The organism is Haloterrigena sp. KLK7 (assembly GCF_037914945.1).
Classification (GTDB): Archaea; Halobacteriota; Halobacteria; order Halobacteriales; family Natrialbaceae; genus Haloterrigena; species Haloterrigena salinisoli.
On sequence record NZ_CP149787.1, the window covers coordinates 295135 to 311597 of the forward strand.

At 68.3% G+C, this 16463-nt stretch carries 14 protein-coding genes and 1 pseudogene; 10 read left to right on the forward strand and 5 right to left on the reverse strand.

All coding sequences use genetic code 11. The features are described from left to right. Nucleotides 1-179 precede the first annotated feature (179 nt). The 5 genes from leuS to WD430_RS01480 all read left to right on the forward strand — a co-directional run bounded on the left by leuS (nt 180) and on the right by WD430_RS01480 (nt 5492). Nucleotides 180-2891, forward strand: coding sequence for a leucine--tRNA ligase (leuS, locus tag WD430_RS01460; RefSeq protein ID WP_339104261.1), 2712 nt, complete (start codon nt 180-182; stop codon nt 2889-2891). Nucleotides 2892-3083: 192 nt separating this feature from the next. Further along, on the forward strand, nt 3084-3380 hold the full coding sequence (locus tag WD430_RS01465; RefSeq protein ID WP_339104262.1) for a HalOD1 output domain-containing protein: 297 nt from the start codon (nt 3084-3086) through the stop codon (nt 3378-3380). 117 nt (nt 3381-3497) lie between these two features. Continuing rightward, nucleotides 3498-4250 carry a J domain-containing protein gene (locus tag WD430_RS01470; protein WP_339104263.1) on the forward strand — a complete coding sequence of 251 codons (753 nt, stop codon included), beginning with the start codon at nt 3498-3500 and terminating at the stop codon, nt 4248-4250. An 82-nt stretch (nt 4251-4332) separates the two neighbouring features. Beyond that, on the forward strand, nt 4333-4935 hold the full coding sequence (locus tag WD430_RS01475) for a DUF420 domain-containing protein (RefSeq protein ID WP_339104264.1): 603 nt from the start codon (nt 4333-4335) through the stop codon (nt 4933-4935). Nucleotides 4936-4997: 62 nt separating this feature from the next. After that, nucleotides 4998-5492: a pyridoxamine 5'-phosphate oxidase family protein gene (locus WD430_RS01480; protein WP_339104265.1), complete on the forward strand. Its 495-nt coding sequence runs from the start codon at nt 4998-5000 to the stop codon at nt 5490-5492. 27 nt (nt 5493-5519) lie between these two features. On the opposite strand, the gene WD430_RS01485 is transcribed toward WD430_RS01480, so the two are convergent. After that, a complete protein-coding gene (locus tag WD430_RS01485; RefSeq protein WP_339104266.1) occupies nt 5520-7001 on the reverse strand; it encodes a TIGR00366 family protein in 1482 nt (493 codons plus the stop codon). Between the two features lie 63 nt (nt 7002-7064). Here WD430_RS01485 and WD430_RS01490 point away from each other — a divergent pair, with 63 nt between their 5' ends. Then, entirely contained in the window at nt 7065-8351 is a 1287-nt protein-coding gene (locus WD430_RS01490) for an MFS transporter (protein WP_339104267.1), read from the forward strand. Nucleotides 8352-8400: 49 nt separating this feature from the next. On the opposite strand, the gene WD430_RS01495 is transcribed toward WD430_RS01490, so the two are convergent. The 3 genes from WD430_RS01495 to WD430_RS01505 all read right to left on the reverse strand — a co-directional run bounded on the left by WD430_RS01495 (nt 8401) and on the right by WD430_RS01505 (nt 11631). Beyond that, entirely contained in the window at nt 8401-9174 is a 774-nt protein-coding gene (locus WD430_RS01495) for an ABC transporter permease (protein WP_339104268.1), read from the reverse strand. Then, on the reverse strand, nt 9171-10169 hold the full coding sequence (locus tag WD430_RS01500) for an ABC transporter ATP-binding protein (RefSeq protein ID WP_339104269.1): 999 nt from the start codon (nt 10167-10169) through the stop codon (nt 9171-9173). Before WD430_RS01500 ends, WD430_RS01495 begins: the two co-directional genes overlap by 4 nt. A 73-nt stretch (nt 10170-10242) precedes the next feature. Then, nucleotides 10243-11631 (reverse strand): metallophosphoesterase, encoded by a 1389-nt coding sequence (locus WD430_RS01505; protein ID WP_339104270.1) that lies wholly within the window; start codon nt 11629-11631, stop codon nt 10243-10245. A 248-nt stretch (nt 11632-11879) separates the two neighbouring features. On the opposite strand from WD430_RS01505, the gene WD430_RS01510 reads away from it, so the two are divergent. Both WD430_RS01510 and WD430_RS01515 read left to right on the forward strand, forming a co-directional pair. Then, nucleotides 11880-12974, forward strand: a complete 1095-nt coding sequence (locus tag WD430_RS01510) for a GNAT family N-acetyltransferase (RefSeq protein ID WP_339104271.1) — start codon at nt 11880-11882, stop codon at nt 12972-12974. 101 nt (nt 12975-13075) lie between these two features. After that, nucleotides 13076-14032 (forward strand): TIGR03557 family F420-dependent LLM class oxidoreductase, encoded by a 957-nt coding sequence (locus WD430_RS01515; protein ID WP_339104272.1) that lies wholly within the window; start codon nt 13076-13078, stop codon nt 14030-14032. A 62-nt stretch (nt 14033-14094) separates the two neighbouring features. Here the strand turns inward: WD430_RS01515 and WD430_RS01520 are convergent, their stop codons facing one another. Further along, nucleotides 14095-15183, reverse strand: coding sequence for an NAD(P)-binding domain-containing protein (locus WD430_RS01520; protein WP_339104273.1), 1089 nt, complete (start codon nt 15181-15183; stop codon nt 14095-14097). A 117-nt stretch (nt 15184-15300) separates the two neighbouring features. On the opposite strand from WD430_RS01520, the pseudogene WD430_RS22570 reads away from it, so the two are divergent. Beyond that, a pseudogene (locus WD430_RS22570) lies at nt 15301-15579 on the forward strand (aldo/keto reductase); the annotation flags it as partial. Between the two features lie 302 nt (nt 15580-15881). After that, entirely contained in the window at nt 15882-16451 is a 570-nt protein-coding gene (locus WD430_RS01530; RefSeq protein ID WP_339104275.1) for a GrpB family protein, read from the forward strand. The last annotated feature ends 12 nt before the right edge of the window (nt 16452-16463 follow it).

Here is a 16463-nt window from a genome sequence, read left to right on the forward strand (position 1 = left end):
TCGGGCTTTCGATACGACCGACGCCCGATCGAAGTCGCGCACGTTGAGCCGCGAGGAGTCCGGGCGAAACGACGCGTCCGACGGTGTCGAACCGCTCGAGTCTGGGGCGACCCTCGAGACGAGTGGCCGAACAATGATATGGCCGGCACGCCCAGTACTCGGCAGGACTGCTCGCCACAATGACGACTCACTACGATCACGCGCAGGTCCAGGAGTTCTGGCAGTACGTCTGGGAGCGCGACGACGTCTACGCGCTCCCCGCGGACGCCGACGACCCCACGTACGTCTTGGGGATGTTCCCCTATACGTCGGGGACGCTCCACATGGGCCACGTGCGCAACTACGCGATCACCGACGCTTACGCGCGCTACCGGCGGATGCAGGGCGACGACGTGCTCCATCCGATGGGCTGGGACGCCTTCGGCCTGCCCGCCGAAAACGCCGCGTTCGAGCGCAAGACCGACCCCGAGTCCTGGACGCAGGCGTGTATCCGCCGGATGCGCGACGAACTCGAGACGATGGGCTTCGGCTACGACTGGTCCCGGGAGATCACCACCTGCGAGCCCGACTACTACCGGTGGAACCAGTGGTTCTTCAAGCGCTTCTACGAGGAGGGCCTCGTCGAGTACGAGGGGGCGTCGGTCAACTGGTGTCCCGACTGCGAGACCGTCCTCGCCGCGGCGCAAGTAGACGAGCGCGAGGTCGAGCGCAGCGAGACCTCGGACGGAGCGAGCGGCGACGTGGAGCGGGTCTGCTGGCGCTGCGAGACGCCCGTCGGCCGACGCGAACTCGATCAATGGTTCTTCACGATCACCGACTACGCCGAGGAGCTCCACGAGGGGTTAGACGACCTCGAGGGCTGGCCCGACGGCGTTCGCGAGATCCAGCGCAACTGGATCGGGCGACAGGAGGGCGCCCGGATTACGTTCGAAGTCTCCGGATCTGAGACCGACGCCACCGACGCCGTCGAGGTCTTCAGCACCCGCCCGGAGACGGTCTACGGCGCGACCTACCTCGCCGTCTCGCCGGGTCACGACCTCGCCGACGAACTCGCCGCAACCGACGACGCCGTCGCCGACTACGTCGCGGACGTCCGCGAGCGCGATCCGAGCGAGGTCGGCTTCTCGGGCGTCGAGACCGACGCGACCGCGACCCATCCGCTCACCGGCGAGGAACTCCCGGTCTACGTCGCCGGCTACGTCCTCGAGGACGTCGGCACCGGCGCCGTGATGGGCGTCCCCGCGCACAACGAGCGCGACCACGCGTTCGCGCTCGAGCACGACCTCCCGATCGAGGGCGTGATCGCGCCGAAGGACGCGAGCGTCGACGTCGACCTCGAGGCGGGCGCGTACACGGGCTCGGGAATCCTCGAGGACAGCGGCGAGTACAGCGGCCTCGAGAGCGAGAGCGCTCGGGAACGACTCCTCGAGGAGGTCGCGGCGATCGAGGCGGACGTCACCTACCGGCTGCGCGACTGGCTGATCTCCCGGCAGCGCTACTGGGGGACGCCGATCCCGATCGTCCACTGCGACGACTGTGGCCGCGTGCCGGTGCCCGACGAGGACCTGCCCATCGAGCTCCCGGAGTTCGTCCGGACGACGGGGAACCCGCTCGACGCCGCCGAGGAGTGGAAGCGAACGTCCTGTCCCGACTGCGGCGGGCCCGCCGAGCGGGAGACGGACACGATGGACACCTTCGTCGACTCCTCGTGGTACTTCCTGCGCTTCCTCTCGCCCGGCCTCGAGGACGCGCCGTTCGACACCGAGCGGGCCGACGAGTGGCTCCCGGTCGACGTCTACGTCGGCGGCGAGGAACACGCCATTCTCCACCTGCTCTACACGCGCTTCTTCACGAAGGCGCTGGCCGATATCGGGCTGCTCGAGGGGCGCGAGCCGATTCGGGAACTCAAGAGCCAGGGGACGGTGCTGTACGACGGCGAGAAGATGTCGAGTTCGAAGGGCAACGTCGTCGCGCCACAGGAGTACGGCGCGGAGACGACGCGGCTGTTCGTCCTCTCGGCGGCCCACCCCGAACAGGACTTCGAGTGGACCGCGAACAACGTCCGCGGCGCCTACGAGCTCCAGCAGACCCTCTACGGGATGGCCTCGGCGTTCGTCGAGGAGGGCGACACGCGCGTCAAGCGACGGCCCCACGACGGCTACCTCGCGCGCGAGATCGACCGCACGATCGTCGCGGTCACCGACGAGTACGAGCGGTTCCGCTTCCACCGGGCCGCCACCGAGATCCGGGAACTGGCGCAACTCCTCCGGCGCTACCGGGCGTACGACCGACCCCACGGCGAGGTCTATCGGCGAGGACTGCTGACGCTTTCGGCGTTGATCGCGCCGATGGCGCCCCACCTCGGCGAGGAGTGCTGGAACAAGCTCCGCGGCGAGGGACTGGTCGTCGAGGCCGACTGGCCGACCCCCGAGAACGACGTCGCGGACTATCGCCGCGAGCGCCGGCTGGTCGAGACGACGCTCGCCGACGTCCGGGACATCGTCGACACCGCGGCGATCGACGACCCCGAACGGATCGATCTCGTCGTCGCCCAGGACTGGAAGTACGAGACGATACGGCTGCTCCGCGACGACGTCGACGACTCGATCGAGACGGCCGACACCGATTCGCTCGTCGACCGCGTCCTCGAGGCCGGGCTCGCGGTCGACCGCGAGACCGTCGCCCCGTTCGTCGCCGACCTGCTCGAGCGCGGCGATCACACGGATCTCGAGGCGGTCTCCGACGCCGCGTCGGAACGGGCGATCCTCGAGCGGAGCGCCTGGCTGGTCACCGACGAGTTCGACGCCGACGTCACCGTTCGCCAGGCGAGCGACGGTGACGAACTGGCGGGGACCGCGCGGCCGGGCAAGCCCGCGATCCATATCCGGTAAGCGCCGGTTCACCCGGTGTAATCGTCTCACTAGTTCTCGCTGCCGAAACGGTGCTTCCGGGAGCGCTCGAAACTCCGCCGTCGAACGACGAGCGCCGAGAACCTTCGATATCGAAGGCTGACGGCCGAGTTTTCGCCGAGATTGAGAGTGAGAAGGACAGTTTTATTCCACCGGATTCGGTAGGGTAGTACTATGACGGAGGGGGACGGCGATAGCGTCGACACCTCGTGTCGGAGGTCGCCAAGCCGGACAGTCATCGAGGCCGTCGCCGAGGCCGAGGGGATCCCGCCCGAGGAGCTCCGGCCGCCGACGTACGCATCGCTCCACGACGTCGTCGATCCGGAGGCGCTGAATTCGCTCTTCGAACCGCGATCGAACGGGACGCCCCGCGCCGGCGGCGAGGTCTCGTTTCCGTTCTGCGGCTACCGGGTCACCGTCGAGGCGGACGGATCGATAACGCTCGAGGAGACGGACGATCGGATCGAGTAGCCGGTGCTGTTCCGGACGGTCGCGCCGAACGAACTGGCGGTGACATCCTCCCCGCCGTGAACGGCGGGGTAGTCGGACGGAAAGACTCTTTTCGGCGAAGTGCGGTAGTACGGATCGATGGAGAGCCACTACGAGGTCCTCGGGCTCTCGCCGACCGCCGACGAACGCGAGGTGCGGCGAGCCTACAGGACGCTACTGAAGCGACACCATCCCGATCAGGGTGGCTCTCGAGAACGGTTTCTGCGGATCAAGGAGGCCTACGAGGCGCTCGTGGGCGAACGGCCGCCGACCGATCCGGAGTCGGACGGCGGCGGGGCCCCCCGATCCGCCGAGCCGACGGTCCCGGAGGCGAGCGATCCGACGTACGATCCGGACGCGGTCGACGTCGACGAGCCCGGACGCGAGGCCCTGACCGTCGCCGGCGAGCGCCTCCGCCTGACGCTCTCGGGGCTCGTCCAGCGCGTCTCCCTCGAGCGTCTCGTCGACGGCGTCCCGGCGGCGACCGACCGGACGGTCGCGTTCTTCCGCGTCCGGAACACGGGGTCGACGGCGATCGCCTGGGACGGAGCGGCGAACGCGAGCTTCATCGGCGACGACGGCTTCCTCTACCAGGGGTCGAACATCGCGTCGCCGCACGCGGATCGGCTGCCGGAACGATGGAGCGTCTCCGCGACCGAGATCGGCCCCGGTCGGGCGCTCGACGCCGTCGTCATCGCGGGGGAGCTCCCCGCGGACGTGACCGTCGAGCAGGTCGTGTACACCCACCGCGGGACCGACGAGGACGGACGAGACGCGGAGACCGAACGCTATCTCTTCGAACTGCGGCCGCTCGTCCGCGAGCGACTGAACCGCCTGCCGTACCGTCGCTAGCGCGCTCCTCCACGGTCGGCGTCGCCGCAGACCGCGTTCCGGAATGGCAAGACAGATACGGGATTGCTCCCAACCGTCGACAATGGCAACCGCCGACGCGAGACGACGGCTTCGAGAACGGCCGATCGGCGCCACGATCTTCCTGACGATCGTCGGCTACGCGCTCGTCATCGGGACCTTCGTCCTCGACGTCCCGATCTATCCCGACCTCAGCCTCGAGCAGGTGAACCTGCTCACGGACCTGATCGCGGTCAACAACGCGATCGCGACGGTGGTCCTGGCCGCGGGGTGGTACTGGATCCGGGCCGGCGAGACCGAGAAACACCGACTCGCGATGATCACCGGGTTCGCGCTGATCCTGCTGTTTCTGGTCATGTACCTCCTCAAGGTCGGCGGCGGCGGGACGAAGGAGTTCGTGGGGCCGCAACTGATCAGATACGGCTATCTGATCATGCTCGCGATCCACATCCTCCTCTCGATCGTCTCGGTCCCGGTCGTCCTGTACGCGCTGATCCTCGGCCTGACGCACACGCCCGCGGAACTGCGCCAGACGGCCCACGCGCGGATCGGCCGTATCGCCGCCGGCGCGTGGATCCTGAGTCTCGTGCTCGGGGTCGTCACCAATCTGATGCTCAACCACATCTTCGGCTACGAGTTCGCGATGGTGTTCGCCCCGCTGTTCTGAGCCTCCCGTCGGGTTCCCGACCTCCGTGTCAGTATTTTGGTCGTGGCGGTCGGACGGACCGTATGCAGATCCGCGGAAGCCTCTCGCCGACGGCGATCGCGTCGTTTCTCGAGGAGTCGACGGTTCCGGTTCGCCTCTCCTGTCGAACGCCCGCCGACCACCTCTGGATGTGCTCGCTGTGGTATCGTCTCGAGGAGACGGACGCGGGAGCCGACTCGAGCGACCGCGACGGCTGGCGACTCCAGTGTGCCACGTCGGCGTCCGCCGACGTCGTCTCGTTTCTCGAGGCCGATCCCGAGGTCGCGTTCGAAGTGTCGACGAACGACCCGCCGTACGCCGGCGTCAGGGGCCGCGGCACCGCGTCGATCGAGCCCGATCCCGAGAAGGAGACGCTCCGAACGCTCCTCGAGCGGTACCTCGACGACACGGAGTCGGGACTGGCTCGGGAGCTGTTGCGGGACGAACGCGACGAGGTGGTGCTCACCGTCGAGCCGGCGGTGGTGTACGGCTGGGACTTCTCGGATCGAATGGGCGACGGGGCCGCGGACTCGTCGTAGTCCCGTCCGACGGCTCGGCGATACCGCTCAGTAGGGAATCACGTACAGCGCGATCGCCAGGAAGGGGATCAGCGCGAGCAGCATCGCGACGGCGTACCCGAACATCTCGCGGGCCCGGATGTCCGTGATCGCCAGCAGCGGGAGCGCCCAGAACGGGTTCGCCAGATTGGTGTGGGCGTCGCCGACGGCGTAGGCGATCGTCGCGTGACCGGTCTCGAGACCGAGTTCGTGGGCGGCCTCGAGCACCGACGGCCCGAGGACGATCCACTCGCCGCCGCCCGAGGGGACGAAGAAGTTGACGATCGCGCCGGTGATCCAGGCGACCACCGGGAACGTCTCGGGGGTCGAGATCGCGAGCAGTCCGGCGGCGATCGTTTCCGCGAGGCCGGAGCCGGCCATCATCCCCTGAATGCCCGCGAAGAAGGGGAACAGCAGGATGATGCCGGCGGCGGCCTCCGACGCCTCGCCGAACCGGTCCCGGTAGGCCATCGGGCGCGTGTAGATCGCCAGCCCGACGAACAGGAACGCGAAGTTCAGGACGTTCAGCGTCAGCGCGTCGAGCCCCTGCGAGTAGAACTCCCAGGCGATCACCGCGACGCCGGTCAGCGCGATGAGGCCCCCGAGCAGTCGACTGTTGTCGATCCGCTCGGCCGGGAGCGGACCGTCGCCGGTGTCGTCGCTTCCGCCCGAATCCGACGCGGACGCAGTCGTCCCCCCGTCGACCGCCAGATCGTCCGCGTCGTCGGTCGTCGTTTCGGCCGCCGACCCCCGCTCGAGCAGCGCGTCCTCGGAGACGTACGCCGAGATGTCCCGCGAGCGCGTCGGCGACGGCGACAGCAGGTAGAGGACGACCGCCGCGTAGGCGATCGACAGCGCGGTGAGCGCCAGCGCGTACGTGCTGAAGACCGTCGCGGACGTCCCGACGGTGTCCTCGACCACGCCGAGTTCGATGAACTCGTTGCCCGGCGTCGCCAGCAGGAGCGGCGCCGAGCCGGACAGCCCCCAGTGCCACGTGAGCCCGAGTCCCATGTAGCCGGCCACGCAGAGCAGCGGGTAGTGGACGTCGATACCCCGTTGATACGCGGCCTTCCCCATCTCTCGAGCGAAGATGGCGCCGACCACGAGGCTGAGTCCCCAGTGGATCCAGGCCAGCGTCATCGAAACGACGCCGACGAGGACGACCGCCTGCCGACCGCTGTTCGGCAGCGTCGCCAGCCACTGGAGCGCGTCGTTGACCCGCGGATGGTACGCGATTACGAACCCGGTCATGATGATCAACACCATCTGCATCGCGAACTCGAGGAACGCCCAGAACCCGTCGTACCAGAAGCCCACCATCTCCGTCGGTCCCTGTCCCTCGACGATCATACCGACGACGAAGACGACGTACGACAGGATGATCGCGAACAGGAACGGACTGGGCATCCACCGTTCGACGACGTCCGCGATCGCCTCCCCCGCTCGCTCGATGACGGTCCCACGTGCCGCCGGTTCCGATCTCCCGGACATGTGAGTGACGATACCAAACACCGTGATAAACGTTATGTGCGACGGCGTCGGCCTTCGGACCGAATGCGAGCCGACGACGGGTCGTCCGCCGAGGAGGGGCCAAGCGCCGTCCGCGAGGCCGCCTCGAGCGAGTCCGGGGTCTACCGCGGCTGGTACGTCGTCGCCGGCGGGTTCGTCGGCGCGTTCGTCGTCTTCGGGCTCTCCTACGCGTTCGGCGTCTTCCTCGAGCCGATCCAGCGGGACCTCGGCCTCTCGCGGTCGGGCGTCTCCGTTATCTTCTCCCTGCAGACGGTCGTGATCTACGTCGCCGCGGCGCTGCTGGGCGTCCTCGCGGACCGGTTCGGCGTGCGACGGCTGCTGAGCGCCGGCGCGGTCGTCCTCGCGATCGGCGGCGTCTGGACGAGTCGCGCGAACGGCTACGCCGGCCTCCTCGTCGCCTACGGCGTCTGTACGGCGATCGGGCTCGGCGCGATCTACGTCGTCTCGTACGCGACCGTCCCGCGGTGGTTCGACCGCCGCCGGGGCCTCGCGACCGGGATCGCGACCGCCGGACTCGGGATCGGGATGGTCGCGACGGCGCCCGCCGCGAGCGCGCTCGTGGCCGCGATAGGGTGGCGGGTCGCGATCCTCGCGCTCGTCCTCGCCGCGGCCGCCGCCGTCGCCGCCGTGGCGCCGCTGTTCGCCGACGATCCGGCCTCGAGCGACGCGCCCGTCGACGTCGAGCGGGAATTTCCCGACGGGGTGGCGAATCGCGAGCCGCCCGACTGGGCGACGTACCGACGCGAACTCTCCGCAGTCGCGCTCTCTCGACCGTTCCTGTTGCTGTTCGCGGGCTGGGTACTCACTTACGCGACGCTGTACGTCGTGCTCGTTCACGTCGTCGCCTACGCGAGCGACGCCGGCCTCGGCGACGGAACGGGCGCGATCGCCATCGCCGTCGTCGGGGCGACCACTGCCATCGCACGGATCGGGATCGGCGGACTCGCCGATCGGCTGGGCCGCGTCCGGACGTTCGTCGCGTGTTCGGCCGTCATGGGCCTCTCGACCCTGGGGCTCCCGTTCGCCGGGTCCGCGGTCGGCCTGTACGCCGTCGCCGTCGTCTTCGGCGTCGCCTACGGCGGCAACGGCGCGTTGCTCTCCCCGCTCACGGTCGATCTCTTCGGGTCGGCGAACCCGAACGCGATCTTCGGACTCGTCTCGCTTTCGTTCGCCGTCTCGGGGCTGCTCGCGCCGTGGATCGCCGGCCTCGCGTACGATCTCGCGGGGACGTACACGCCGGCGTTCGTCGGCGCGGGACTCGCGGGGCTGGTCGGGTCGGCGCTGATCGCGGCCGCGGCCGCAGACGCGTGAGAAACGGAGCGAACCGCGGGACCGAGGGGCGGAACCGCCGGCCTCGGTCTCAGTCCGTCCGCGGGATCGACCGCGCGCCGAGCGCGAACGCGACGACGGCGACGACCGTCAGCACGGCGAGGTTCGACAGCGCCGGATCGACGCCGGCGATTCCGGCGACGTCCGCCTCGGGGTAGGTCGCCGCCCGGACGCCGCGAGCGAAGTAGGTCAGCGGCGAGAGGTTCACCAGCGGCTCGAACCAGCCGGGCAGTTGCTCGAGCGAGACGAACGTCTCCGAGAGGAAGAGCAGCGGGAGACCGATGGCGTTGCTGGCGGCGACGGCGCCGTCCTGGGAGTCGGTGTAGCTGCCAAGCATCGCGCCGACGCCGCAGAAGGCGACGACGCCGACGAGGACGTAGGGGACCAACAGCGGCGAGAACGCGATCTCGGCGCCCGTCATGACGACCACCAGCGCGAGGATCAGCAGGCTCGCGAGACCGATGATCGCGGCGTTGACGACGGTCTGGGCGAGCAGCCACTCCGCGCGGGTCAGCGGCGTCGTCGCCAGCTTCTCGAAGCGGTTGCCCTCGCGGTGGCGCGCCACCTCGCTGCCCATCCGCGACAGCGGCGTGAAGAGGACGACGACAGCGAGATAGCCCGGCACGTAGTAGGCCGCTGGCTCCGTGAACAGCCCGCCGCCGGTCGGATCGGTCTGGACGAGCGCGCCGAAGATGGCGATCAGGATCACCGGGAAGAAGAACGTGAAGAAGACCGCCGTCCGACGGCGGACGAACGACCGCCAGCCCGCGCCCGTCGCCGCGCGGACGCGACCGACTCGAGTCACGCCGTCTCACCCGCTTGAGCGAGGTCGTCGGCGTCGCCGTCCGGTTTCCCGCCGGACCGGCCGGTCCGATCGCGTTCCGTCTCGTCGGCCAGCGCGAGGTAGACGTCCTCGAGGTCGGGTTCGGCCCACGTCAGCCCGGAGTACTCGAGGCCGCGGTCCTCGAGGTAGTCGACGACGGTCCCGATCGCGGCGGGGTCGATGTCGCGGACGACGAGCGCGCCGTCCGCCGTTCGGGTCCCGCTGGGGCCGCGAGCGCGCGCCGGCCGTTCGACCGGGTACTCGAGGTCGTCGAAGGCGGTCGGATCGGCCGCCGTCTCGATCGTGAGGCGACTCGAGCCGCCGTGTTCGGCGACGAGCGCCGCGGGGGTGCCGCGGGCGACGAGCGAGCCGTCGGCGAGCAGCCCGACGCGGTCGGCCAGCCGCTCGGCCTCGGCCATGTCGTGGGTCGTCAGGACGACGGTCGTTCCGCCGGCCGCGAGGTCCTCGATCAGGCGCCAGACGGTGCGTCGGCCGGCGGGGTCGATGCCGGTCGTCGGCTCGTCCAGAAAGAGGACGTCGGGGTCGTTGACCAGCGTCGCGCCGACGCAGACCCGACGCTGTTGGCCGCCAGAGAGGTCCTCGTACCAGGTGTCGCCGGCGTCCGCGAGGCCGACGTCGGCGAGGACGGCGTCGGGATCGCGGGGGTCGTCGTACAGCCCCGCGTAGTACGCGACGAGCTCGCGGGCGTTCAGCCGATCCGGCGGCGAGAAGTCCTGCGGGAGGACGCCGAGTCGGTCCCGGTCGATCGCCGCCGGCGACTCGCCGAGCACGCGTGCCGTGCCGGCGTCGGGCTCGGTCGTTCCCGTCAGCGCGCGCACGAGCGTCGTCTTCCCGGCCCCGTTCGGACCGATCAGCGCGAAGACCTCGCCGCCCTCGACGGACAGCGACGCCCCCGACAGCGCCGTCGTCTCGCCGTAGGTCTTCTCGAGGTCCGTCGCGTCGACTACGGCAGTCATACGGGCGGGTTCCGGCGCGTCGGGGGTAAGGGGTTCGATTCGCGACTCGGTCGCGGCGTCGATCCGCGTCGGTTCAATCGGTCGCGCTCGTCTCCGGCGCGGGGACCGTCTCCGGCTCGGGGTCCTCGACGACGTGGCGATCCGGCAGATCGGGGACGGGCTCGCGGCCGACCGTGAAGAACCGCTCGGTGCGCGTCAGTTCCTCCGTCGCGGGGCTCGGTTTCGTGAAGCGTTCGAACTCGACGGCGACGCCGGCTGCATCGGACGCGGTCTCGGTCTCGGTCTCGGTCGCCGACTCGGGAGCGATGCGAACGGCGGCCAGCTGGTACGACGGGTAGAACACCGGCGGGAGGATGCCGATGACGCCGTCGCGGCGGTGGAGGCGCTTGAGCCACGTGCCCGTGTTGACCAGCACGCCGCCGTCGACCTCCTTCAGCATCGGACGGTGGGTGTGCCCGAAGCAGAAGATCGTCGTCCCCGGCTCCGCCGCGAAGACCTCGCGAGCGCGCTCCTCGTAGGACGCGACCGGATCGACGGTGAGCTCGGTCTCGAAGACGCCGAACCGATTGATCGTCTTCCTGATGTCCCGGCGGATGAAGTACAGCGGAATCCCCACGAGCAAGAGCAGCCCGGCGACGGCGACGTTGAGCGTGAGGAGGAACCAGGCCGCGGTGCCGGCCCTGCCGAACTGCCCGAGGAACGCCTCCGTCTGGGTGACCGGTAGCGACCAGATCCCCGTCAGATGCAGCCCCGCCAGCACCGCGAGGACGGCGCTGATATTGAAGAGCAACAGGAACGGCACCAGCGAGTAGCGTATCAGCGGATTCATCTCCCGGTAGAAGTACTTCGAGAGGAGCCAGATCGGCATTCGCTCGGTCGGAGTGACCGCCTGCACGTCCTTGAGCCAGTTGTACCGGCCGCGATCGGAGAGCTGGCCCGCCCGGCTCGTCACGAGCGTGTTGTAGTAGTAGCCCAGCGGCGTCGCGTAGGGATTCCCCCAGTCCTCGATCCGGTTGTTGGCGTCCTGCTGGTGGCCGTGTTCGAAGTGGATCGCCTGGTCGCCTACCGCTCGAGTGATCGACTGGTCCTGGACGAGGTCCACGTTGTACTGCGCGAAGCGATCGACGTACTCGTCGTACGCCGCGAGTTCGTGGTCGTGATTGCCCGGCAGCAGCGTGATGGGGACGTTTTCCCCCGTCGCTCGCAGTTGCTCGAACAGCTCCGGATACGTCTCCTCCAGGACCTCGAACTTCTCGAGTCCCTCGACCGTCGTGAACTCCCAGAGCCCGAACGCGTCGCCGTTGATGATCAACTCCGCGTTCTCGTCGGTCCGTTCCAGTCGCTCGAGGAAGGAGCGCAACTCGGGGAGAAACTCGACGTCCTCGAGCTGTTCGTCGCCGCCGATGTGGAGATCGCTGATCACGTAGTAGACACGATCATCGCCGTCCGTCTCGGTGGCCATCGTTCCCAGCCTGTGGCTCCACCTCGAAAGCTGTTGCCGTCTGTGTCTCACAGCGTACCGCGGTCGGGCTCGCTCGCGACTCGCGGCCCCGAACCGGTCGCGGTCGGGATCGGATCGACGCGTTTCGGCGCGCTTCGACGGAATACGTCGTATTTATTCGGCGTATCGTCGCCGTACACGATACGGGGGAGGGGGAGGCGGCGGAAAATCTCCGCATAACGAAGGCCTATTCCGTCGATCACTAGCCGATGGCGCGGCAGGGCCAAACGGAGAGCACCGACGAGTACAGGGTGAGAACGTACGAGCGCGGGGATCGGGACGGCGTCCTCTCGTTGCTCGAGACCGAGTGGGGATACCGACCCGGGACCGACTGGTTCGAGTGGAAGTACGTCGACGATCCGTATCTCTCGCACGTCCCGATTACGCTCGCCGAGCGGGACGGCGAGATCGTCGCCGTGCAGGGATACGTCCCCTGTCGGGTCCGCCGCGGCGAGCGGATCGTCCTGGCGTGCAAACCGGTCGACGCGGTCGTTCACCCCGACCACCGTCGAAACGGACTCTACTCCCGAATCACCGAGCGCGGGATCAGTCGCTATCGCCGTCGAGAGTCGGCGCTGTTCTTCAACTTCCCGAACGGCGCGTCGCTCGGCGCACAGGAACAGCTCGGCTGGTCAGAGGTGACGGTCGTGCCGATGTACTACAGGGTGCAACGGCCCGGCGAACTGCTTCCGGACGAGACGGTCCCCGGCCCGATCGGGCGAGCGGCGGACGCCGTCACACGAACGGGGCTCGGCCTCTTCGATCGGTTCTCGCCGGCGGACGGGACGTACGACGTCGAGCGATACGCGTCGCCGCCCGCCGACCTCCTCGAGTCGATCTACGAGTCGCAGGTCCCGCGCGCGTTCCACGCCTATCGCGAGGCGCAGTACTACGAGTGGCAGTTCGACGCGCCGACGTTCGACCACACCGCGTACGTGGCCACCCGCGACGACCGCCCGGTCGCCGCGCTCGTCACGCGATCCGGCGGCGAGGACGGCGTGATCGTCTTCGATTCGCTGCCGCTGGCGTCCCACCACGACGCGTTCGCCGACCTGCTCGCGGCGGTCGTCGCCGACAACGCGGACGCCGACGTGCTGTCGGTGACCGACGGGACCCTCTCCCCGTCGCTGCTCGCCCGCTTCGGATTCGTCAGCTACGAACTCCCGCTCGTCTCGCGGTTCTGTCATCCCACGTATATGGCGGTTCGGCCCCTCCCGAACGAGGGCAGCGACGGTCAGTTCTCGCGGCGTGCGCTCGCCGATCCGGAGAACTGGTGTCTCTCCTTCCTCGAGGTGAAGGACTAGGAGCGCCCCGGCGCCGGGATAGCCGCCGCGGGCACCGGCGCCCGATTTCTTGCCCTCGCAGGGTCAACCATTACGCGCCGATTCGTGGTAGCCGTCCGGGAATGCCCCAGATCGGCTACACTCTCTCGAGCGAGGAGCACGGCCCGAACGAGCTCGTCGATATCGCCCGACGCGCCGAGGACGCGGGATTCGACTTCCTCTCAATCTCGGATCACTTCCACCCCTGGGTCTCCGCGCAGGGCGAGTCCCCGTTCGTCTGGTCGACGCTCGGCGGGATCGCGCAGGCGACCGACGAGATCGAGGTCGGCGTCGGCGTCACCTGCCCGACGATCCGGATCCACCCGGTCAACGTCGCCCACGCCGTCGCCACGGTCGACGAGATGTTCGGCGACCGCTTTACCTTCGGCGTCGGCACCGGCGAGAACCTGAACGAACACGTCACGGGCGAGCGCTGGCCGGAACACGACGTCCGCCTCGAGATGTTAGACGAGGCGATGGACGTCATGCGGTCGCTCTGGACGGGCGAGACGACGAGCCACCACGGCGAGCACTACACGGTCGAGAACGCGCGGCTCTACACCTGTCCCGACGAGCAGCCGACGATGATCGCGAGCGCCTTCGGCCCCCAGACCGCGCAGTGGACCGCCGACAACGCCGACGGCCTCTGGTGTTCCGGCCCGAAGGGAGAGCCCGTCGAGGCCTACGAGGACGCCGGCGGCGACGGCCCCAAGTACACGCAACTGCACGGCTGCTACGCCGACAGCGAGGAGGAGGCGATCGAGACGATCCACGAGCAGTGGCCCAACGGTTCGATTCCGGGCGAACTCGGGCAGGAACTGCCGACGCCGGCCCACTTCGAGCAGGCGGCCCAGATGGTCGAGAAGGAGGACATCGCCGAGGCCGGGACGACCACCGAACCCGACGCACAGGCACACATCGACAGCATCGAGGAAGCGATCGACGCCGGCTACGACCACGTCTACTTCCACCAGATCGGGGACGAACAGGAGAAGGCGATCGAGTTCTACGAGGAGGAAGTGCTGCCGTCGTTCCGGTGACCGAGAGTTGCCGTCCTTGCGCAACGGTGGTCAATTAGCCGATACGAAACGGCGGTCTATTCTCACTCGTGCTCTCGGTCGTCGGTCCCGGCCCACCGATCGAGTCGACGCCATTCCTCTTGCGGGCGGGTGAGGGCACGGTACGCCGAGCGGAGGTGAAAGAGGTGCCACTCGGGGTCGCCGAACTCGAGGTCTCGGTCCGCGAGGGCGGAACCGTAGTTCTCCGCGAGGAGCGTCGTCTGGTAGGCCGCGGTGAACATCGGAACGTAGCTGTCCGACGCGCGGGCGACCGCGAGCGCGATCGCCGGATCTTTCGCCCAGTCGGACGTTCGGAGTCGGGGTCGGGCGCCGCGGTCGTCGACGCGGAAGCCGCGGGCCTCGCCGTCGTCGCCATCGTCATCGTCGTTTCCGGACATGGCACGTTCGAACCCTCTGTTCGTAACGTACGGCGGATCGAGGTACGGACTCGGAACTTCCCAGCCGAGCAGATCGACGATTCGTTCGGGGTCGATTCCGTTGTTCGAGAGGAACTCGGACACCTCGGCGGCCATCGCCGCTCGGCAGGTGGCCCGGAGTACGACGGCCGCCTTGACGACGTGGCCGTTCCCGATCCCGTCGAAGAACTCGTGTTCGTAACTGAGCGCCTCGATAACCGGACGCACGCGTTCGTAGTCATCGGCGTCACCGCCGACGAACATCGTGTACGCCGGCTCTTGATCGTGCTGGGACTCGCCCGGGCCGTGGCGCGTCATGCCGCAGTCCACGTAGCCGGCACCGCGCTCGTGACACTCCCCCTGATAGTAGACGTCGAGGTCGGGCGTCGTGGTCCCAGTATCGACGACGACCTGCCCCGAGTCGAGGGCCTCAAGGACGCCGTCGGACCCTTCCATTACGGTTTCGACGGCTGCTTGCGTCGGTACACAGAGGACGATACCGTCGGCTCGAGTCGTGACGTCCGCCGGATCGTCGGCGGCGACGGCACCGCGGTCGACCGCGTCGGCGGCGGCCTCCGGGTCGGCGTCGAAAACGACCGTCTCGTACCCCGCCCGCGTCAGTTTCGGCACGAACCATTGACCGGCACGACCCGCTCCGATGAGTCCGACGGTATCGATGTCGGATGTCGCACTGTATTTGTCAACAGTTGATGTCATAGTATCAGTGCTATTAGCGTGCTCATAAAAGGAGTACCTCTCGTCTAGTTGCGGCGGTTCGAAGAGCCAATTGCCCCTACGGCAAGGCATACTCGATACTACCGGGATCGATCCCACGTGAACCATCGACGACTCGGTTCGACCGGACGCGACGTGTCGGCGGTCGGGCTCGGTACATGGAACATCGGCGGCAGTTGGGGCGACGTCTCCGACGAGACCGGCCGCGACGTCGTTCGCGCCGCCCTCGAGGCGGAGATCGACTTCATCGACACGGCGGACGTCTACGGCGACGGCCGCAGCGAGCGCCACGTCGGCCGCGTGCTCGACGAGCGCGACGCCCCCGACGACGTCTTCGTCGCGACGAAGGCCGGTCGACGGCTCGATCCCCACAAGGCCGTCTCGACGGTCATCCCGGGAACGACCTCGCCGGATCACGTCCGCTCGAACGCCGCCGTGTCAGGCCTCGGTTCGCTATCGAATCGGGCCCATGGCGCGGCGCGAGACGTCTACGAGGAGTACGTCGCGGAGCACTACACCACCGCTGGTAACGCCGCGGTCACCTGTCGCGCGGGTTCCGTATCCGGTCGTGCTTGCTGACGATTCGCGGTGTGTTTTTCACAGTCCAAACGGGTATCCGACCAATATGCCGGTCTCACTCGAGGATAAATTTCATGTCTACTACACGCGTCTGCGAAATAATGGTCAATCCGAACGAGGATCCGATCGAACTCGTTCCGTCCAGACGTGACGCATGGCGCGACCGATTCCGCGCCGAACGCGATCGGGTGTCCGACACGCTCCGCGAGGCGAGTCTCGAACACGCCGTCGAGCGGATCGAACACGTCGGCTCGACCGCGGTTCCCGACCTCGCGGCCAAAGACATCGTCGACCTCGATATCGTCGTCGCGGACGACGCCGTGCGTGACGTCTCGCGGACGCTCGAGTCCGAACTCGGCGGTGACAGGACCGAGAACGGCGACCGGTGGCACCCCGTATTTCGCCGCGAGGACGGCCAGCGGTTCAACGATCACGTCTTCGCGGCGTCGGCCGACGGCTGGAGGGTGAGCGTCGTCACGCGCGACGTCCTCGCCGCGCGGTCCGACCTCCGCGCGGAGTACGAGGCGCTGAAACGCAACCTGGCGGCCGACCACGACGACCTCTTCGCCTACTCGACGGGAAAAACGGCGTTCGTCGAATGGCTCCTCGAGGTCGCCCGAACGGACGACGAGTTGGCCTTCGCGTTCGCAGTTCCGACGCTCGAGTCCTAACGGAGGAGGCGG